Source organism: Paraburkholderia sp. SIMBA_054 (assembly GCF_046534875.1).
GTDB lineage: Bacteria > Pseudomonadota > Gammaproteobacteria > Burkholderiales > Burkholderiaceae > Paraburkholderia > Paraburkholderia hospita.
Genome location: NZ_JAWRXV010000066.1, coordinates 1 through 20,452, shown reverse-complemented (window position 1 = coordinate 20,452; position 20,452 = coordinate 1). Strand labels below are relative to the sequence as shown.

Genomic DNA, 20,452 nt, shown 5'->3' with positions numbered 1-20,452 from the left:
GTCGCAAAACCAGATGAGTTGAGTTGGGTGAAACTCCGGTGAGTGGTGGAGGCGATCAGGCCGACATAACAGTCGGTCTGGCTTCAAAGGTCGTATTGTGGGTGGCGAGCGCCCAGGCGACTCCCGCCAGTTTGTTGGCAAGTGCACACGCCACGACATTCGGGTGCCGTCGCGTCAGCATTGAGCGCACCCAGTCGGCCATTGGGCCGCACTGTCTATCCAGCCGACGCATGACGGCCCGCGCACATTGCACGAGCAGCCAACGAAGATGCTTGTCGCCCCGCTTGCTGATACCGAGCAGGTTGGACTTGCCGCCGGTGCTGTATTGACGTGGCACCAACCCGAGCGAGGCGGCGAAGTCCCGGCTGCATCCGTACTGATTGCCGTCGCCCATCTCCGCTGTGAGCACGCTCGCCGTGACCGGACCGACGCCGGGAATCGTAAGTAGGCGCTGGCCGAGATCGTCGTCGGCGAGTTGTCGCGCCAACTCCTCGTTAATCTCGTCAAGTTCCTCGTTGAGGTATTTGATGTGCGCGTGCAGCCGCTCCAGGACCGCGATCAGGCGTGGCGGGAGTAGATGCTCGGCCAGCACGGTAGCCAGGCGCTTGATGGCGGCCTCGCCCTTTGGCAGGCTGACACCGAACTCGAGCAGAAACCCGTGAATCTGGTTGGTCGCGCGCACCCGATCGGGCATGAGGGATTCGCGCACGCGGTGCAAAGCCGACAAGGTTTGCTGGGATTCGGTCTTCGGCGTGACGAACCGCATGGACGGGCGCGATGCCGCCTCGCAGATCGCCTCAGCGTCAACGAAGTCGTTCTTGTTACCCTTGACGAAAGGCCGTACGAATTGCGGCGAGATGAGCTTGACCTCGTGCCCGAAGGTTGCGAGTTTGCGGGCCATGTGGTGGGCGCCGGCGCAGGCTTCCATGACCACCGTGCAGGCGCGCAACGTGGCGAAAAACTCGACCAGTTGCTTGCGGCTTACCTTCTTGCGAAACACTGCCTTTCCGGCTTTGTTTTGGCCGTGAAGGTGAAACACGTGCTTACCTAGATCAATTCCGACCAGCGTGACATCTTCCATGGCACACCTCCGCGAAGAAATTTCCTGCAGCGTACTCCGCTGCGAGGAGGGGGTGACCATCTCATTACGCGAAATCCGCATTGTTAACAACCCCCCTCTGACTGCTTTGCTATTCCTCTCCTAACGTCAACTTGTGTATAACCACATGGGCTATAGGGGCCCGCCAACTGACGGGACTCTTGCGCCACGATTCTTTGCAGTCCAGATTGATTGCTTTGCCCTAGCTGACAGATGGCAGGCTGTCTGCCTGCGTGGGTCAGGTCTTGGAAAAGTTTGCCTGCCTCACAAGACGCGCCCTTCGGGGCATCGCATCGACGTGGCGCCGCCGCGTTCGCGTACCGCGCGACCAGGTGGTGCAGTCCAACCTCACTTTGTCGCAATCCAAAGCATGCACAGAATCACGACGAAGGCACAGTGACGCTACAGGCGCTCGCCAATTCGCTCCCGTTCATCCGCTACAGCCATTCGTCCACGCTCGGCGTGCGGGTCGAACGCGTACTCCGATATAATGCGATCGATTCGCCGCGCAAGCTCGAAGTCGATCACGCGGACACGCTGACGTTGCTCGTTTCGCAAGGGCTCGGCTGGGCTATTACCACGCCGACCTGTCTGTTGCAGACGGGAACGCGCTTCGTCGATACGATCGATCTGATTCCAATCGCATTCGCGACAATAAAATAGCGCCTATCCGTGAGGTTGTGGAAATTGAGATCGATTTCCCAACGGGGCGGGTCGTAGCCGAAAGCCACATTCGCAATCACCTATGACGGAATTGAATTGACATGTGCGATGTCGCTATACGTCTTGCTGACATAATTGACGCCTGCACCTACGTGAAAGCCCGGAATTCCGGTGATCGAAAAGTCATACGTCGTCCACAGATTCGCCATATAAGCCAGCGCGCCTTGCGGATGACTTCCAACCGAAGAATGCCTGGCGGATTGCTGGTAATGGTCGCGTCCTGTGCTGTGAAATTCGCCACCACATGCCACTGCGACGTGATGCTGGCGTCGTGCGATGCGTCGTCGCCTTCGTCTTCTAACTGTCGAACACCACCGACTCGACATCGTTGATCGTGGTCAGCGCGGCGACGTTACCCGCTTGACGTCGAATAGTGCTATGTTCAGGACGTAGCGGTCGTCGAGGAACAAAAACTCGATGCCGACTTCGTACTGCAACGCAGATTCCGGCGTGCCGATTCCGTTCTGCGTGTTCTCCGAATCGGAGTTCGAACGATGACTCTTCGAAACGCCAAAGTATGAAAGTGTCCACGGCAAAACCTTATACTGCAAACCGGCATTCCAGCTCACGGGTGCGTCATCAGGAGAGTGCGTCACGCCCGCGCGAAGGCTCCGGCCAAAAGGGTCCGTCGTCCGATGCAATCATAGACGCGATCCGATTATCCCGATATCCGGTTATTTAGCCACGGCTGTTCCGCGAGGCGAAGGGCTTCGAACTGTCGAATCTTGTCCGCATAACCTAGTGTGAGACCGATATCATCATAGCCATTCAGCATGCAATACTTAGGGAATGCGGCGAGCTCGAATCGATATTCTGAATGGTCGTCGAATTTACTTATGACTTGCGCCTGGAGATCGACCGTCAGTTTGAAGCCGTCGGACGCGTACGTTTCTTTGAACAGATAATCGATCTGATCTTCCGGTAACACGACCGGTAGCAAGCCGTTCTTGAGGCAGTTGTTGTAGAAGATATCTGCAAAACTTGGAGCAATCAGCGCACGGAAGCCGCACTGTTGGAGCGCCCACGGCGCATGCTCGCGCGAGCTGCCACATCCGAAATTCTTGCGCGCGAGTAGTATCGAGGCAGCCTGATAACGGGGCCGATTCAGCACAAATTCTGGATTCCGTGGACGTCTTGAGTGGTCGTTACCGGGCTCACCGCGATCAAGGTAGCGCCATTCGTCGAAGGCGTTCAAGCCGAAACCGGTGCGCGCGATCGACTTGAGAAACTGCTTTGGGAGGATCGCGTCTGTATCGACGTTCTCGCGATCGAGAGGCATCACGACGCCGGTATGTGTAACAAACTTATCCATGACGCTTAAACCTTTTGTCAGAGTAAACAATTGGAGGGCGGAACAGAAGTCCTCCGACGCGGCGCGAGTGATAATCAAAGATCGTATGTTTGTCACCGCCATTGCTGAGGGGCGTGGAGCTGCACCGCGCTTTGAACAACTCGGTGCATCTCGGGATGCCTGACGAATCCGATCTGCAGGCGTTTCACGATGCTCAATTTGAACACTTTGCAGGTCGAGAACTTTGATCGTCAACCTAGCTTGCGAATATCGAAGAAATGCCCAGCTATGGCGGCGGCCGCCGCCATAGCTGGACTCACGAGATGCGTGCGCCCACCTGCACCCTGACGTCCTTCGAAATTTCGGTTCGATGTAGATGCGCATCGTTCACCCGGCTCGAGGCGGTCAGGATTCATTCCGATACACATTGAACAGCCAGGTTCGCGCCATTCGAAGCCCGCATCGATGAAGACCTTGTCAAGCCCTTCGCGCTCAGCTTGCGCCTTCACGAGGCCCGAGCCCGGCACGACCATCGCGAGCCGAACGTTCGATGCCACGCGGCGGCCTAACTTACTCACCACCCACGCGGCGGCCCGCAAATCTTCGATGCGGGCATTTGTACATGAGCCAATAAAAATCTTGTCCAGCTCTATCGATTCGATCGGAAGGTTTGGTTGAAGAGCCATGTATTGCAGCGCGCGTTCCATCGCGTCGCGCTTGATCGGGTCATTTTCTTTCTCCGGGTCTGGCACTCGGCCGTCAACCGACGCGACCATCTCCGATGACGTGCCCCAAGTGACCTGTGGAACGATGTCGGCGGCATCTAATTCAACTAGGCGATCGAAATGTGCATCATCGTCGGACTTGAACTGCTTCCAGTAAGTGACGGCCCGATCCCATTCGGCACCATCCGGAGAGAAGGGACGCCCGTTCAGGTAATTGATCGTCGTGTCGTCGACGGCGACCATACCAACGCGAGCCCCGGCTTCGATCGCCATGTTGCAAACCGTCATGCGCCCCTCCATGGAGAGCGACCGAATTGTCGAACCACCGAATTCGATCGCGTAGCCCGCGCCGCCGCCACTTCCGATTCGGCCGATGATGGCGAGCACGATATCCTTCGCGGTACATCCACGTGGCAACTCGCCCTCCACCTTGATCAGCATGGTCTTGCTCTTCTTCTGCAATAGCGTTTGCGTTGCCAGGACATGTTCAACTTCCGACGTACCGATTCCCTGAGCTAATGCGCCGAACGCACCATGTGTCGAAGTATGAGAGTCACCGCAGACCACCGTCATGCCAGGAAGCGTGGCGCCTTGTTCCGGCCCGATGATATGCACAATCCCTTGACGGGGATCGTTCATCTTGAATTGCGTAATGCAAAAGGCGTCGCAGTTTGCGTCGAGCGTGTCGACTTGCAGCTTGGAGACTGGGTCAGCAATCTCACAACTGCGATCGGTGGTCGGCACGTTGTGATCCGATACCGCCAAGTTTGCGGTGATACGCCACACCGGACGCTTGGTGAGCCTGAGTCCTTCGAACGCCTGAGGACTGGTGACTTCGTGGACGAGGTGACGGTCGATATATAGGACTGTCGTACCGTCATCCTCCGTGTGGACCACATGTGTGTTCCACAATTTCTCGTAGAGAGTCTGTGCCATAGTATGCGGAATGTTTCGGCTGCGATCTAAACGCCCTCGACGCTCACGAGAGCGGTAGCAACACTTGACGCTGGAATGAGGGTCGATCAGCGAGACGCGCATGCCATGACTCGAGATGGGGCAACGAGGGGCGTTCGAAATCGAGGGTAAAAAATCTGTATGCGACCACACCTACAGCGATGTCACCGATCGTCAACACATCGCCGGCGAGATATTTCCTTCCTTCTAGCGCGGAGTTGAGTGCCTTTGCAGCATCAATCGCCTTAATCCGCGCTTCCTCGATCACCTGTGCGTTTCTACGATCTTCAGGTGTGCGGATCAGTTGAAGGAAGATTTTACGCACGTCAGGCCAGAAGGTCGTCAACTGCCAATCCATCCACTTGTCTGAATCTGCGCGGACGGCGGGATCTTCCGGCCACAACTGGCCAGCGCCATAACGAGCTGCAAGATAGCGTACGATCGTGTTGGATTCCCAAACAATCACACCGTTGTCATCAATCGTCGGGACCAGTCCGTTCGGATTCTTTTGTCGATATTCGGGTGTATCGAGCCCGCCAAATCCTCCCCCCAGATCCTCGCGCTCCAAGGGTACCGACAACTCGTCGCACGTCCATAGTACCTTTTGGACATTAATTGAATTAGCCCGACCCAAAACTTTTAACATTTACGCCATCCGTTAGTGAAGAAGTAGTCAGTTATCTGACTAATGCGGTCCGAGCATCAGGATTTGACGCATCGGACACAAATTAAGGTTGGTTGGAACCAGACGGCCCCTTCCGCTGTCACCGGTAAGCGACGATTAATTCAAATCGGAGCAGCACGCGTTTCCCATCATTTCAGTTGCCTGCCCGATACCAATGATTTAGTTCGCCCCCGGTCGTAAGCCAAACATCCTTGTGGCTGCTGATATAGGCTAGGACCTCCGCAAAATGCTTCATCCGAAACGCCTGACCGATGATCCACGTATGGAGCGCGATCGGGAGAACTCGCGGAATGCTTGCGCCCTCCTGATAGACGACATCAAACTGATCGCGAATCATCTGGGCGAAATTCTCGGCCGAGGTACCAAACGTGAGCAGCGACGGAAGGTCGTTGAGTTCGACCGAGTACGGCATAGACAGCAGGGAACCTGTCTTGACGTTCATCGGAAAGGGAAGATCATCGCTGGAGTAGTCGCAAAGATATTCGATACCCCGTTCCGCAAGCAAATCCGGCGTTGCATGCGTTTCGGTCAGGAACGGGCTGAGCCACCCTTTCGGTTTCGACCCTGTCGCTTGAGTGATGACTTCGATAGTTTCGTCGACCATGGCGGTTTCATCCGCGATCGAGAGACCATTGACGATTTCCGTGTTGTTTCGACCGTGCCCCATCCACTCCCATTTGCGTTTGAGACCTTCCTCAATGATCCGGGGGTATTCACGACACACTTCCGAATTGAGACAAACACTGGCGGGAAAGCCGTAACGATCGAGAGCCTGCATCAGGCGCCAGATGCCAACGCGCTGTCCATAGTCGCGCCATCCGTAGTTCAGCGGATCGGGTTTGAACTGAGCAGTCACTGGCAGGATGGACGGGCCAGGCCTATCCTCCGGAAAATGCTCCAGATTTACGTACACGACCACAGCGACACGTTCATTGTTCGGAAAACGGCGCACGGGCCGATCGATGATCGGCGAAAAGTCATAACGCTTCGTTTGGGTCAGCATGATGTTGATCCTTCAAGCACGAACTGCGATCTAGTTGGAAATGCAGATTGCTCAACTATCGAGATAGTTGGGCCATGACATCCGAGCGGGACATGACGTCCCCATACTTGCTGTTTATATCGAAAAGATTTGCTTCATGCGGTCCTTCATGCCGATCTCCAACACATTCGCGCGGAACAATCACGCGGAAGCCGTATTGCATCGCGTCGACCGCCGTCGCACGGATGCAGCCGCTGGTCGTACACCCGATGATGATGACGGTATCGATTGCTCGGCTGGTGAGCATCGAGGCGAGGGGGGTAGCGAAGAATGCGCTAGGAAATTGCTTACGGATAACCACCTCGCCATGTCTCGGTTCGAACTCCGGGACGATCTGGCTCATGGGATCATGCTCGGTCAATCGACGCAACAATGGCACTTTCTCGACAAATATTCCCCCGTCTGATCCGCCCGGATGATAGACGACCCGCGTATGGACCACTGGGATGTCAAGACTTCGGGCAAGGTCGAGCAATTCGACGCTTTGCGCGAGGGCAGCCGCGACGCCGGGCGCGTAGAACGGCGAATCCTCGCTGATATAGCTGACGGTGAAGTCAACGTTTAAAAGGACCGGTTTATTGCCGAAACCAATGCTGGTATCGAATACACCCTTGTAGTTTTGAGACAACGGATCATGTTCGGTCATCATGGGTCTCCTCCATAAAGTCAGACGTCCAACTTATATTGTTCCTTGCGATGCGTCAAGCATGGAATGTCCTGGATGACAGCATCAACGCAATGAATGACAGTCATACGACTGACTTTGGTCTGGTGGCTCGTAAGCTATCAACCGGAGCTTCTTTGGAAAGTGATCTAGGAGGCGCAATGCAAGGACAGGAAACAGTTTCGACGGGCGCGGTTCCGTGCCTTCACACACCTGCATCGCCTAAGCGAAGCAGTCGTTCTGGACTCCTGATATCGTTGGCGTCGCTCCCATTTTTGGGATTTCTCGTTGGCGTAGTTTTTGTCAATCGCGTTACGCCTTTTATCTTCGGCTTTCCGTTCGTTCTTGCATGGTTGCTTGCGTGGATCGTGCTCACCAGCCTCGTTATGTGGGCGATATATCGTCTCGATCCCGAAAACTTTGTCGAGGAAGAGGTAACCCAATGATCAATATCTCGCTTATCACCATCGGAGCGACAGCCGCATTGGCGCTGTATCTTGGTGTGCGCGCCCGCAAAGGGCGAAAGATGGGTCTACAGCAGTGGGCAGTTGGACAACGCGGCTTTGGTTCCTTTCTCGTCTTTCTGCTGATGGCGGGAGAGATCTATACGACAGTCGCGTTCTTGGGGGGAAGCGGGTTTGCATATGGCCGCGGTTCGGCCGTGTACTACATCCTGGCTTACCCATGTCTTGCATACGTCGTTTCGTACTGGCTGGTGCCACCAATCTGGCGTTATGCAAAGCAGCGCAATCTCATCACGCAAGCCAGCTTCTTTGCGGAAAAATACGACAGTCCTGCGCTCGGGATGCTGGTTTCGCTCGTCGGCCTTGCCGCGCTCGTTCCTTATCTTGTCCTGCAGTTCAAGGGACTAGGCATCATCGTCTCCACAGCTTCGAACGGTTCCGTCTCGCCTGAACTTGCCATCTGGATTGGCGGAATACTGGTAGCGGCCTATGTTTCGATTTCGGGTGTACATGGTGCTGCCTGGACGGCTGTGCTGAAGGACATCACTATCCTCATCGTCATCGTATTTCTTGGGGTCTACCTGCCACTGCATTACTACGGCAGCTTTTCTGCCATGTTTGCCGCGATCGAAAGCGTGAAGCCCGGCTTCCTTGCGTTTCAGCAGAAAGGGATCAGTCTGGTTTGGTTCGATTCGACCATCATTCTGGCGGGGCTCGGCTTCTATATGTGGCCCCATACGTTCGCATCTCTCTATACAGCGCGCGACCAACGCGTCTTTCGTAAGAACGCCATTATCCTGCCCTTGTATCAGCTCGTACTGGTGATGGTTGCGTTCGTGGGCTTCGCAGCGATCTTGAAGGTTCCGGGCTTGCAAGGAAGCAGCGTTGATCTTTCGCTGTTTCGCCTCTCCATTGCCACGTTTGATCCTTGGGTGATCGGTCTGATTGGTGCGGCCGGCATGCTCACAGCGCTTGTTCCCGGCGCCATGATCACCATGGCTGTGGCGACGACAGTTGCGAATAACATCTATCGCGTAGTGCACAAGGACGCGGACGATTTGCGAACTGCGTCCTTGGCGAAGTTCCTGGTTCCCCTCGTCACACTTATAGCTGTGTACTTCGCCTTGAACGCCAGCAATACCATTGTCGCGCTCCAACTGACAGGGTATAGCCTGATCACACAATTGTTTCCCTCGCTTTTGCTGAGTCTGCTGCGCAACAACCCAATCACAAAAGTCGTTGCCTTCGCCGGTACCGCCGTCGGTGTAGCCACGGTGGCAATCTTCGGCCTTGGTTTCCTGCATCTTCAACAGGTTATCCCTGGTTTGCCGCAGGCGGCGTATGACGTGAATGTCGGGTTTGTTGGTCTCGTCCTCAACGCCGCCGTGCTTGCGATTGCCGTTGTCGCAAAGCGCGTCAGCGAAAGGCAAGGGCTTGCGGCTGAATGTTCCCCGGAATAGGTGAGCAACGTCGGTGATCGTTCGGATGGGGCGTGTGTCACACCGCCCTCTGACGGGCCCACCTTCGGGGACTTCGACGATTCTTTTACATCACGTACTTTGAGAAAGACGACTACGCTAATGACTATTGAACTCTGGGCATGGGACACGCCAAACGGAAGAAAGATCAGCTGCGCGCTGGAGGAAATGGGCCTGCCATATGTAGTACGGCCCGTCAACATTAACAAGGCAGAGCAGTTCAATCCAGACTTTCTAAAGCTGAGTCCAAACAACCGCATTCCCGCGATTATCGATGCCGACGGCCCTGATGGGCGCCCGGTCAGCATCTTCGAATCTGGTGCGATTCTGATCTATCTAGGCGAAAAAACTGGTCGATTCTGGCCGAAAACCCTTCGCGAGCGCCTCCCGGTTCTGGAATGGCTCATGTGGCAAGTCGGTGGATTTGGACCAATGCCCGGGCAGGTCCACCACTTTCTGCAGGTCGAGCCCGAAGAGGATCAACGATACGGCCTTCAGCGCTTCACCAAGGAAACAAATCGACTTTACGGTGTACTGGAGCGGCGCCTAGATCAGGTGGAGTTCGTTGCAGGTGCTATCTCAATTGCGGATTTTGCCATCCTGGCATGGGCGTGGCGTCATGAAAGACATCGCGTAAGCCTTGCCGACTATCCCAATGTCCAGCGCTGGTATCGGCTCATGATGGATCGACCTTCGATCAAACGAGGCTTCGAGGTTTCTCTTACCTCAAAGTCCTCCGACTGATTGTGGAACAAGACGATCGCGAGCTTGCCGAACCGACGTCACGGAGCACGTGGACAACGTGGCACCTCACACATACGCCACGCGCGTTGTCAGTTGGCGATAGAGAACGGGCACACCGTGCAACTATCGAGAACTTTCATGAGGATAGTCAACACCGCGGTCTGCAGGTCTCAGCTAGCCGTTCGTCGACATGTTCGAACCGAGAGGCTGAACGGTTTCGTGAAGGTTCCGCATGGCTTGGTTTTCAGCAAAAAGTCCGAAGCAACATCGGGTTCTTTCAGATCGATCATCCGATCAGCCGACACAGTTCGTCCCGTCATCTTCTAAATAACCGATTGTCGCATTTGGCTAGGGTAGCTTCTAAACGGGGCGCTATTTCAAAGCGCCCTTCATTAGAGAGTCTACCCTTTATACAACCCAACACTTCTGCGGCGGGCTTCGTAAATGAATAGCCTCGATTATTTTACAGCGGGATGGACTGCAACCGACCTGACCCACTCGATCACATCCACGATTTCGCGTTTGGCGAACTCTTCATCTTGAAACGCGGCGGTCAGCAGGATGATCCCCTGAATTCTGGAAAGCAGGCGCAATCCCAAACTGTCACTGTCAGCCACACCGGCCATTCGAAATTGTTCCGAAAACCAGTTTCTCAGTCGAATCAAAATGCTGCTGCCCTTCCGCAAGAGGTCGGCGCGTCCCTTGGCGAGTTCCATGCAGAGGGAACCGTGCGGGCAGCCATATATGAAGGGATCCGTGGGATCATCAAGCAACGATCGCACAAAACCTTCCAAGCGAAGCAACGGGTCTTCGACTTCCTGCTCCCTTTTTTGGAGCTGCTCGTCAAGCTGGGCGATTCGACCCTGCAGAACGGCATCTAGCAGTTCATCTTTCGTACGAAAGTAATGATAGAAGTTTCCCTTAGGTATTCCACTTCCTTCGGCCAAATGCTGAAATGACGTGTTCTGGAATCCGCGCTGCTGGAAGAGCATGTCGGCGGCAGCGACGATGTCGCCCGTCGCCTCGTGCCCTTTCTTGTACATAGAAGTTGCCATGAAATCCCCCTTGTCTACAGTGCTATACTAACTTAAAGTAAGACATCTATCTTTTTTCTTGGGATGCTGTTTCGTTTACTGCGCTGCGATCGTCGACGTTGACTCACTTGGCTATCGACAGGCTAATACATCCCAATATTTGGGCATATGTTTACTGCTGGTCGGCTGGAATTGCCGGACTGCCTCGGTCCGTGCACTGAGACAGAGGTCCGGCCAAAGGCTAGCTGAAGATAGATCGAAATTTCGTAGCCGAAATCGACATCGCGAGCATACAGTCAGACGTCTGTATTTATAGACTCATCTTCCATTTACGCATTTTCTTTGTGGCCCTCTTGGCTTAACCCCGCAGGAGCTTTTCGCATGCATTCGTATGATTATGATCTTTTCGTCATCGGCGGTGGTTCGGGCGGCGTCCGGGCTGCACGCGTTGCAGCCTCGCTTGGAAAAAAGGTAGGTATCGCCGAGGAGTCGCGATATGGCGGAACCTGTGTCATCCGCGGGTGTGTGCCGAAGAAGCTCTTCGTATATGCGTCTCAGTATCAGGAGCATTTTCAGGACGCAATCCGCTTCGGCTGGACGGTAGGTGAAACTCAATTTGATTGGGAGAAACTGGTTGCAGCCAAGGACAAGGAAATTGGGCGCCTTGAGGGTCTCTATCGCAAGGGCCTTGAAAATGCCAAGGCCGATATTTTCGATACACGCGCAGAACTCCTTGACGCCAATACGATCCGCCTGGTCAAAACGGATCGGACTGTTACAGCGGACAAGATCATTATTGCTGTTGGCGGCACTGTGAACGCGCATTCTGCCCTGCCCGGACACGATCTCTGCATTTCATCAAACGAAGCATTTGATCTGGATGAATTGCCGAGATCCATCCTGATTGCTGGCGGGGGCTATATTGCCGTGGAATTCGCTAATATCTTTCACGGACTCGGGGTACAGGTCACATTGATTTATCGTGGCGCGGAAATTCTGTCACGTTTTGACAAAGACCTGCGCCGCGGCATGCATGAGGCAATGGTAGAAAAAGGAATCCGGATTCTTTGTCATGACGTGATCGAAGAGGTGACCAAGACAGAGACGGGACTCCGAGCCCGCACTAAAAAAGGCGCATTGCTTGATGTTGACACCGTGATGCTGGCGCTCGGCCGCAACCCAAATACCAAGGGTCTTGGCCTTGAGGTAGCCGGTGTTAAGACCGATGCACGGGGTGCGATTGTCGTCGATGAATACTCTCGCACTTCTATTTCGAGTATCTATGCGCTTGGTGACGTTACTGATCGGGTGCAACTGACGCCGGTGGCCATCCATGAGGCAATGTGCTTCATCGAGACGGCGTACAAGAACAATCCGACCAGCCCCGATCATCATCTGGTTGCTACCGCGGTCTTCTCACAACCCGAGATTGGCACCGTGGGGCTGAGCGAAGAAGACGCCGCCAGGCGGTTCGAAAAACTGGAAATCTATCGCGCGCAATTCCGTCCTATGAAAGCGACGTTGTCGGGGCGATCCGAGAAAACGATTATGAAGTTGGTTGTCAACGCTGAAGATCGTAAGGTCGTGGGCGCGCATATTCTTGGCCACGACGCCGGAGAAATGGCCCAGTTGCTTGGCATTACGCTGAAAGCCGGCTGCACAAAGGACGATTTCGACCGCACGATGGCAGTTCATCCGACGGCGACAGAAGAACTCGTGACGATGTATTCGCCAAGCTATCTTGTTGTTAACGGCGAACGGGTTTAGTGTTCGTAGATGGGCTGGAGCAGAGCCCATCATTTCGACGGTTGGACTTAAAAAATGCAATAGACGTATGCAAAGAGACGTCGTCCACTAAGCAAGTAGATTCACTGGCCCTTGCCAGCAACACTACCGACAAAGGCCAGATGTGACTACAAGAAATTTTGAGTCACTCCTGCTAGCTGGACGGACGGTGTCATAAGCGTGGTGCGCAACTGCGATCAGTTGCGCAAGCTTCGAAACCGAGCTCTCGTCGGCGCTAGCGGCAATCTCATGCTACTCACCATGAGTCGCAAAAGCGATCTTGACGAATCGCTTACATCGTCCCTCTGGGAGACTCTCCGCGCGGCGGGGTCGATCCTTGCGGAATACCTTCCGCGATCAAGGTGGCCGGTATCTTTCGATGCCCACCTTCGGCGCGATCGGCTTCAGCTTCATTTCCATCGCCTCATGCATCAATTGCCAACGGGCATCAATCCGGTCTGTGGAAGTTAGGCGGTATTGCTGATTGCGTCACGACATAAAACTTTCGTCTCAAATCAGTACTACGGCTGCGACGCACGGCGCGTCGCATCGGTCGTCCGGCGATGCAACCAACAAGTTGCTCTGCATGGCAACCGCCATGAAGCGAGCCCGGGCTATCCCTCCCCGGCGCACGCAGCAGCGGTTCGCCCGGTTAGAGTAGCGCTGAAACAGAACCGTGCTGCCATGACGTTTACGATTGACATTTCTCGGTCGAATTTTCAGAGGCTACGCATGGACCGTCGTTGAGAGATATGTATGGATCTGGGCAATCACGGCCGAGCCCTCACCTACCGCAGACGCGACACGCTTGCTCGACCCAGACCGCACGTCGCCAACCGCAAAAACACCCGTTATGCTGGTTTGCAAAGGCAAGCTGCGATCAACCTCTGTCGAAAGATCGACGCCCGTAAGCACGAATCCGTGAGTATCGACTTCGACGCCGCATGTCTCGAGCCAACGCGTGTTCGGCGTTGCGCCCACGAATGCAAATAAGTGGCGCGCAGTCATACTGCCGTCAATTCCGCCAGCACCGCGATAACGCACCCGTTCGAGACGGTCGCCTCCTTCCAATGCAGTCAACTCTGTCCGATAGTGCAACGTAATATTGGGCAACGATGCCACACGCTCCGCAAGGTAGCGAGACATTCGTTGTTCGAGATTCGCTCCGCGCACGAACATATGGATGTGGTCGACCTGAGGAGCAAGGAACACCGCGGCTTGGCCGGCCGAATTGCCGCCTCCGACGAGAAGTACAGGTCCCTCACTGCAAAGCCGGGCTTCGATTGGTGTAGCCCAATAGTAGACGCCCTTGCCCTCAAAACGCTCCAGCCCGCCAACGTCCGGGCGGCGATATTCGGCTCCGCTGGCGATGACTACTGTGAGCGACAAAATGCGTTGCCCGTCAGACAGCTCAAGCGAAAACGGTCGTCTTTCGCAGTAGAGCCGTTTCACTTCGTATGGAATAGCAATACGAGCACCGAATTTTTGTGCCTGAATGTGGGCTCGGCCGGCGAGGTCCTGCCCACTGATGGCGTTCGGAAATCCCAGATAATTTTCGATGCGCGCACTTGTCCCAGCTTGTCCGCCCGGAGAACGGCAATCGAGTGCTGCGACCGACAGTCCTTCCGATGCCGCATACACTGCCGCAGCGAGCCCCGCTGGGCCAGCACCGACTATCAGAACATCGTAGACCTTGGAAACGTCGAAATCCTGCGCAAGGCCGAGACACGATGCCAGCTCCCTCTCATTCGGATTTCGCAGCATCGCGCCGTTCGGACAAAGGACCAGCGGGAAATCTCCAGCTTGAAGGGTCAATCTGTCGAGCAGCGCCAAAACTTCAGGGTTGTGATGTGCATCGAGCACGGTGTAAGGGAAGCTGATGCGCCTCAGAAGGTTGCTCAATGCCACCAAGCGCGCGTTGCCGGCAGGACCGACGAAGACAACACTATCTCCTCGCTCGGCCACCAGCGCACGCCGCAGGATCAACGCGCGCATGATTTTTTCGCCCAGTTCCGCGTCGCCTATCACCAGCGCCCGCAAGCCATCAGGCCTCAGCAACACCGCCTGCACATGTTCAATGACATGAGCATCAAAAATCGCAGGAGTGTTTGATAACTGGGTTATGTCCGACGTGAATTCTCCTTGCGTGTATGTATGGAACGCACGGGTGCGATTCAGGCCGTCGCGACTGACGATGCGAACCCTTCCCGACAGCAGCACGAATACTCCGGGGTGCATGCTGCCCGCTTTGTACAGTAATTCGCCCTTCGAATGAGACGATACGTTGCCGAAGCGGCGAAGTTTATCTATCTCGGCATTCGAGAGCGACGGGAACATCTGTTCGTAACGCGGGTGATTGCGAACAGCCGGGTCTTCGAGTGCGGATTCGGTTTCGGCATCTCCCCCATCGTTATCGGTCTGGGCCCCGCGTTGGTCACTCGCAGATCCGGTATCCATGTTGCGAAGTCTCCTGGTGGACATAGCAAGCTGCCGCTGAAATCGCCAGCAGCGATTCAAGTATAACCAGCCAGCCAATTCTCGTTGATCACTGGCAATGCTGTCGGGCCGGAGCGGAAAGCATTTCAACGGTCTCATAGACGCGCACTAGATCCCGTCTCTCCCCGCCACGTTGAATCGCAGACTTTCAAATACCAGCCTTGCGTGTTCGTTGCTCTTAGCACCCCGAAATCCTGGGATAGCCTTGCGCCTCAATTGGCTGAGCCAACTCTCATCATGACTCTGACATGATCCGAAACCATCAGGTCAAACGTCGCCTCACTACGCAAGTTCGAGAAGTCCGATCCCAAACGAGAGTCTACTCACGAACGCACATATCTGCTCGATGTCCGGATGTAGCTTGCGGCCCAGTGTCCCTGCGGAGATGCCGCGGCCCGTGCGGAGCCCGATGCCGAGCAAGACTGACGCCCCGGCGCAAAGGCGCTGCACAAGGCCGAAATAGCGCAGACTACCGATCGGACGCGTTCAACCGCAACCTCCGCGCATTCCATGACAAACGGCTACACGCTAGGCGCTCGCACTTTTGCCCAACTGTGTGTGATGTTGGAAGAGTATTGGAAGCCCAACGACCATCATTATCGTCGTACAGTACAGGCCGATCGAAAGGTTGCCGCTCCACGCTTTGAGCACACCGATCGTTAAAGGGGTCGCTACACCCGAAAGGTTGCCGATACTTGTGATCGCCGCGATGCTCGCACCTGGGGCTGCACGCGGAACTGCAGCTGTCGCTGCAGCCCAAAACACGGGGTAAGCAGCGACTACGCCGCCGACAGCAACAGAGATAAGCGCGACCGAAAGCCATACATGCGTCGTCGTTAAAGTCGTCGCGGTCAGCGTCGCCGCGGCAACGAGTATGGCAACGGCCAGATGCCAGCGCCGCTCGTGTTTTCGGTCCGAGCGATATCCGTACCAAACCATCACGATGGCGCCGAACGTGTACGGAATTGTAGAGACAAGACCGATGATTCGCGTGTCAGCGATTCGAAGGCCCTGAATCATCGAGGGCATCCAGAAGCTCAATGCGTACGCCCCGCAACCGATCGTAAAGTAAAGGAAGGAGTACATCCATACGGTCGAACTCTTGAGCGCGATTAGCACCCCTTTCGACGTAGCGCCAATTTTAGGGCTGGAAACGCTGACTTCGCTCACAATGAGTTTGCGCTGGTTTTCGCTAAGCCAGCTGGCTTTCGATGGCGAGAGGGGGAGCGCAAAGAATGTCACCACCCCGAGGATGCAGCTCGGCAAACCCTCGATCAGATATAACCATTGCCAACTCGCAAGTCCGCCGAGCCCGTCTGTGTTGTGCAAAATCCATCCGGAGATTGGACCGGCAATCATGCCCGCCACGACTGCGGCAGTCATGATGATTCCAGCAACGCGCGCCCTCCTTTGTGGAGGAAACCACAGCGTTAGATACCACATAATGCCAGGGAAAAACCCAGCCTCCGCTACTCCCAAAAGAAACCAAACCAGATAAAACTCAGCCGGCCTGCGGACGAAAATTGTTGCAGCAGAAAGTAGTCCCCATAACACCATAATTCTCAATATGGTAGTACGGATTCCACTCTTTTCCAGGAGTAAATTACTTGGTATCTCGAAGAGCACAAAACCCACAAAAAACATGCTTGCGCCCAGTCCGTATACCCCATCGCTGAAAGCCAAATCAGGACCCATGCGCAGTTGGGAGTAGCCGATGTTAACCCGATCCAGGTAGTTGAGGACATAGCAAGGAAAGAGAAGCGGCAGTAACCTCCACATCACTTTCCGATAGGTTTCCTCGCGGAACTCACCGGTGTAGATGGTGGCGTCAGGCTCCCGACGTGTCATGAGTGACTCCGCATCGAAATGGTTGAACGACGAACTTGCCGCGAAGCTTGCGTCCGCTGGGTACAGCATTTCGTATTAACGCCCTATCGAATTGCGTCTCACAAATGTCACAGCATGGAATCAATTCATCTGCCGTGGCCGGCGGACAGGGAGTCTTACGAGACCGGCAAATGACGCCGCGTCTCGGCCCCATGCGTTCAGTCCACTGCCTTATGCAGCCCCACATTCCGGATTTTGCCAGATTGCTGTGACAAAGCAGTTGAGTGGTCGCAGCAGACTATGCAGGTCTGCTGCAAACTCCGATTTCCAAGAAAGACAAAGACAACGAGGAATTGGTGAAAAGGCGCAATTTTCATCTTCGAATGCAAATTGTAATAGTATGAACAATTGTGCCGATATCACCTTGCACCTCGTTGGAGTTTGGACGCCACAATGTTTCTCGCGACGGCCCGCCAGCGCTTTTGTATTGCCATTGCCTCCAGCAAGGGCACAGTCAAACTATCGGCAATCAATATCTGAGGTTGACCCGCTTCAACGGACGGATTTGCAGTTGGGTTTAGTACGGTATTGATCCTCCGTTAAGCGTTGAGTCGCGGGTTGTCCACGGCCGGGTAGCGGGTCGCCTGTCTCGACCATGACGCTGCCCGGCGGTGGGCAACCCGCATTGCGATGAGCGGCGATCTTGCGCGTTCAGGTTTTCGAATTCGAGCGGCGAACAATAGCCGATGCTGCTGTGCAGGCGGCGTACGTTGTACCAGCCCTCCAGAAATAAGAAGGTGCGCCGCCTGGCCTGTTCGTGGGTCGCGAAGTGTTCCCGCGAGAGCAACTCCGCTTCCAGTGTGCCGAAGAACGATTCGCACATCGCGTTGTCATAGGCGTCGCCAGCCGTGCCCATCGACGGTTGCACGCCGGCTTCGCGGCAGCGCCGTCCAAATGCAATGGACGTATATTGACAGCCCTGGTCGGAGTGGTGAATGACGCCTTCATGGCGTCGCTGTTGCAACGCCATGTCCAGTGCACGCAACATGAGTTCGGTGTACAGATGGTTGGACATCGCCCAGCCAACGATGCGCCGACTGAACACGTCGAGTACCACGGCCAGATAAAGAAACCTCTCGCCGGTTGGAAGTGGAGTAAGAGACAGGGCGTAGTCGAACTATTTCCCTGTCTCTCCTCCCCGAACCGGACTTGCACCTCTCAGCGCATCCGGCTCTCCATTCAAGTGTTGCTCATAGCAAAGGCGACATCTGCATAGCGCGACTCGATGGTGCTGCGTGTCTCATCGCGCATGATGTACGGATTTTCCGACGGCGTACGCCACCTGAACTGACCCTTGCGGCTGGTAACCAGACGCCGCAGCGCCACCGTCCCATACCAACCTCGACTGTTCTGGCCTTGTAACACCCATGTCGTCGCCTGTCCCGGTTCTGGTGCGCGAATGTAGTCGCGCATCAGCGACCTGAACCCGCTCCGAAACCTGCGCGCAAGCCAGTAGCCGAATTTCCAGAAGACCGTGCGGTCCAGCTTTTTGAACATGGCGGCCGTAAAGTCGGTGAATTGATAGAAGGCAGCCCAGCCGGCAATCTGCCGATTCAGGCTCTCCATCAGATCCATCCGGTTCATGCCATAGTTGCCCGACAGTTGCTTGACGAGCCTCGCGGCAAAGCCCCGATACTTTTCCCACGGAATGGTCGTTACAGGTCGCATGCGACCGCGTGATCCACGCTTGCGGATGATTCGGTGACCAAGGAAGACGAAGCCATCGTTCACATGCGTGATATGGGTCTTCTCCATATTCAGCGTGAGCTTCAGTTCGCCTTCGAGGAACCCACGACATGCTTCACGTACTGTCTCGGCATGTTCACGCGTGCCTTTAACCACAATCACAAAGTCATCTGCATACCGACAGTAGGCAATAGCTGGTTTCCACTGCCGGTTTTCTCGAACAGTAATCGGACGCTGCTTGAGAATTGCGAAGTTCCACGCCCACCGATCCTTGCGCACCTTCTTGCTCAGGTAGTTCCTTTCCATCCACGCATCGAATTCATGCAACATGATGTTGGATAACAGGGGTGAGATGACACCGCCCTGAGGAACGCCTTCACTCGCGGCACGGAATAGATCGCGATCGACGCACCCGGCCTTGATGAACTTCCACAGCAGGGCAAGGAAGCGCTGATCGACAATCCGCTTGCGGATTCCCTTCAGAAGAAGACGATGATGAACGGTGTCGAAGTAACTGGCGAGGTCGCCCTCGATAACCCAGCGACCTGAGACACTGTGTTCGCCACCGTCTTGTAGCTGAAGCTTCACCGTGCGAATCGCGTGATGAACACTACGAGCCGGTCTGAAGCCATACGAAGCCGGATGGAAATCGCTCTCCCATATCGGCTCCATCGCCATCAGCATGGCCCGTTGCACGATCCGATCCCGCAGGCTCGGGACGGTCAGCGCGAACTGCACAGGTGCCCAACCCGGATTTGGGATGGGCCGAGATCTGCCATCCGTTCCATCCGCTTAAAGGCCAGCGATTTCCTGTACTGAAGACCCGTCGCGTCGGCGGAGTTGACACGCTGCTCCTGGGTCATATCGAGCGCGGCAGCTTCAGCATTGCCCGCGAATGGACCGACAGGGGCACGCCCTCGGTCCATAGCGGCGACGTCACAGTGTGCCGCTTCGATCTGGACATGCTGTTAGAGCTGATCGACTTGATCGACCAGCTTGACGTTCCCGCCTCGATGGTGTCACCCACCAAAGGAGCTTGATCAATGGATCGCCTTGTCCTACTATCAGACCAGTTTTTAACGTGGTCCGCTCATGGAAGAAATTCCGTCGTCGGTCTTGCGCAGGCGTCGCGCCCAGTTGCTGCGGCAAATGCCGGCTTTGGAGACGCTCCTGCGTGGCTCGCTCATCGAGCGCTACAAGCGCTGCGGCAAACCCGGCTGCAAGTGCGCCGACGGCCCCGGTCATGGCCCCAAGTACTACCTGTCCGTGAGCCTTCCTGGGCGCCGCCCGCAAATGGACTACGTGCCTCAGGCCGATTACGCCGACGTCACCGAACGTTTGGGCACCTACCACAGGGTCCGCGAGATCATCGAAGAGATCTGCGAGATCAACCGCGAACTCTTACGCCGCCGCGAGGCGATCTGAGAGGCGGCGGTGAGCCACTCGTCGCTGTCGCTCACCCACTGCATCGATCCTCACCTGGCCGGCGTACTCATCGCCAACATGCTCGAGACCTGGCTCACCGCCGGGCCCGCGCTGGAACCGACCGAGGAGGCCGTCGATGAACACCAAGATCACCACTCAACATCTCAGCAAACCGGCGTACATCTATATCCGCCATAATTCCGTGTAATAAAATATGGCCGAGTAATTTCATTTTTGTCCGCAATTAGTAACGTTTTCGTTCCAATGTAG

General features: G+C 55.4%; 18 protein-coding genes and 2 pseudogenes. 8 read left to right on the top strand and 12 right to left on the bottom strand.

Annotated features, from left to right (window positions below):
- Window positions 1-55: 55 nt before the first annotated feature.
- On the bottom strand, window positions 56-1,081 hold the full coding sequence (locus tag SB822_RS45260; protein WP_410857730.1) for an IS110 family transposase: 1,026 nt from the start codon (window positions 1,079-1,081) through the stop codon (window positions 56-58).
- Between the two features lie 231 nt (window positions 1,082-1,312).
- On the opposite strand from SB822_RS45260, the gene SB822_RS45255 reads away from it, so the two are divergent.
- Complete coding sequence (locus SB822_RS45255; protein WP_410857729.1) at window positions 1,313-1,762, top strand: LysR substrate-binding domain-containing protein; 450 nt, start codon at window positions 1,313-1,315, stop codon at window positions 1,760-1,762.
- A 398-nt stretch (window positions 1,763-2,160) separates the two neighbouring features.
- Here SB822_RS45255 and SB822_RS45250 read toward each other — a convergent pair whose 3' ends face one another.
- The 6 genes from SB822_RS45250 to SB822_RS45225 all read right to left on the bottom strand — a co-directional run bounded on the left by SB822_RS45250 (window position 2,161) and on the right by SB822_RS45225 (window position 7,168).
- Window positions 2,161-2,418 (bottom strand): TonB-dependent receptor domain-containing protein, encoded by a 258-nt coding sequence (locus SB822_RS45250; protein WP_410857728.1) that lies wholly within the window; start codon window positions 2,416-2,418, stop codon window positions 2,161-2,163.
- Window positions 2,419-2,480: 62 nt separating this feature from the next.
- Entirely contained in the window at window positions 2,481-3,134 is a 654-nt protein-coding gene (gene leuD / locus SB822_RS45245; RefSeq protein ID WP_410857758.1) for a 3-isopropylmalate dehydratase small subunit, read from the bottom strand.
- A 230-nt stretch (window positions 3,135-3,364) separates the two neighbouring features.
- On the bottom strand, window positions 3,365-4,774 hold the full coding sequence (gene leuC, locus SB822_RS45240; protein ID WP_410857727.1) for a 3-isopropylmalate dehydratase large subunit: 1,410 nt from the start codon (window positions 4,772-4,774) through the stop codon (window positions 3,365-3,367).
- A gap of 43 nt (window positions 4,775-4,817) precedes the next feature.
- Window positions 4,818-5,438, bottom strand: a complete 621-nt coding sequence (locus SB822_RS45235) for a glutathione S-transferase family protein (protein WP_410857726.1) — start codon at window positions 5,436-5,438, stop codon at window positions 4,818-4,820.
- A 172-nt stretch (window positions 5,439-5,610) separates the two neighbouring features.
- On the bottom strand, window positions 5,611-6,480 hold the full coding sequence (locus tag SB822_RS45230) for a polysaccharide deacetylase family protein (protein ID WP_410857725.1): 870 nt from the start codon (window positions 6,478-6,480) through the stop codon (window positions 5,611-5,613).
- Window positions 6,481-6,535: 55 nt separating this feature from the next.
- On the bottom strand, window positions 6,536-7,168 hold the full coding sequence (locus tag SB822_RS45225) for an N-carbamoylsarcosine amidohydrolase (RefSeq protein WP_410857724.1): 633 nt from the start codon (window positions 7,166-7,168) through the stop codon (window positions 6,536-6,538).
- 89 nt (window positions 7,169-7,257) lie between these two features.
- Here SB822_RS45225 and SB822_RS45220 point away from each other — a divergent pair, with 89 nt between their 5' ends.
- The 3 genes from SB822_RS45220 (at window position 7,258) to SB822_RS45210 (ending at window position 9,869) form a co-directional block, all read left to right on the top strand.
- Complete coding sequence (locus tag SB822_RS45220) at window positions 7,258-7,629, top strand: DUF3311 domain-containing protein (RefSeq protein WP_410857723.1); 372 nt, start codon at window positions 7,258-7,260, stop codon at window positions 7,627-7,629.
- A complete protein-coding gene (locus SB822_RS45215) occupies window positions 7,626-9,107 on the top strand; it encodes a sodium:solute symporter family protein (protein ID WP_410857722.1) in 1,482 nt (493 codons plus the stop codon). The genes SB822_RS45220 and SB822_RS45215 overlap by 4 nt, the downstream gene beginning before the upstream one ends.
- A gap of 120 nt (window positions 9,108-9,227) precedes the next feature.
- Window positions 9,228-9,869: a glutathione S-transferase family protein gene (locus SB822_RS45210; RefSeq protein WP_410857721.1), complete on the top strand. Its 642-nt coding sequence runs from the start codon at window positions 9,228-9,230 to the stop codon at window positions 9,867-9,869.
- A 458-nt stretch (window positions 9,870-10,327) separates the two neighbouring features.
- Here SB822_RS45210 and SB822_RS45205 read toward each other — a convergent pair whose 3' ends face one another.
- A complete protein-coding gene (locus SB822_RS45205) occupies window positions 10,328-10,924 on the bottom strand; it encodes a TetR/AcrR family transcriptional regulator (protein ID WP_410857720.1) in 597 nt (198 codons plus the stop codon).
- Between the two features lie 360 nt (window positions 10,925-11,284).
- Between SB822_RS45205 and gor the strand changes: the two genes are divergently transcribed.
- Complete coding sequence (gene gor / locus SB822_RS45200; protein WP_410857719.1) at window positions 11,285-12,670, top strand: glutathione-disulfide reductase; 1,386 nt, start codon at window positions 11,285-11,287, stop codon at window positions 12,668-12,670.
- A gap of 744 nt (window positions 12,671-13,414) precedes the next feature.
- Here gor and SB822_RS45195 read toward each other — a convergent pair.
- The 4 genes and pseudogenes from SB822_RS45195 to SB822_RS45180 all read right to left on the bottom strand — a co-directional run.
- Window positions 13,415-15,145 carry an FAD-dependent oxidoreductase gene (locus SB822_RS45195; RefSeq protein ID WP_410857718.1) on the bottom strand — a complete coding sequence of 577 codons (1,731 nt, stop codon included), beginning with the start codon at window positions 15,143-15,145 and terminating at the stop codon, window positions 13,415-13,417.
- 567 nt (window positions 15,146-15,712) lie between these two features.
- Window positions 15,713-17,032, bottom strand: a complete 1,320-nt coding sequence (locus SB822_RS45190) for an MFS transporter (protein ID WP_410857717.1) — start codon at window positions 17,030-17,032, stop codon at window positions 15,713-15,715.
- Between the two features lie 697 nt (window positions 17,033-17,729).
- Window positions 17,730-18,182, bottom strand: a pseudogene (locus tag SB822_RS45185) (IS3 family transposase); the annotation flags it as partial.
- Window positions 18,183-18,250: 68 nt separating this feature from the next.
- Window positions 18,251-19,483, bottom strand: a pseudogene (locus tag SB822_RS45180) (reverse transcriptase domain-containing protein); the annotation flags it as partial.
- Between the two features lie 14 nt (window positions 19,484-19,497).
- Between SB822_RS45180 and SB822_RS45175 the strand changes: the two are divergent.
- From SB822_RS45175 to SB822_RS45165, 3 genes are read left to right on the top strand one after another with little or no spacing between them, the layout of a single operon-like run.
- On the top strand, window positions 19,498-19,797 hold the full coding sequence (locus SB822_RS45175; RefSeq protein ID WP_410857716.1) for a DUF5372 family protein: 300 nt from the start codon (window positions 19,498-19,500) through the stop codon (window positions 19,795-19,797).
- A gap of 52 nt (window positions 19,798-19,849) precedes the next feature.
- On the top strand, window positions 19,850-20,182 hold the full coding sequence (locus SB822_RS45170) for a DUF6788 family protein (RefSeq protein WP_410857715.1): 333 nt from the start codon (window positions 19,850-19,852) through the stop codon (window positions 20,180-20,182).
- Between the two features lie 9 nt (window positions 20,183-20,191).
- On the top strand, window positions 20,192-20,380 hold the full coding sequence (locus SB822_RS45165; RefSeq protein ID WP_410857714.1) for a hypothetical protein: 189 nt from the start codon (window positions 20,192-20,194) through the stop codon (window positions 20,378-20,380).
- Window positions 20,381-20,452 lie beyond the last annotated feature (72 nt).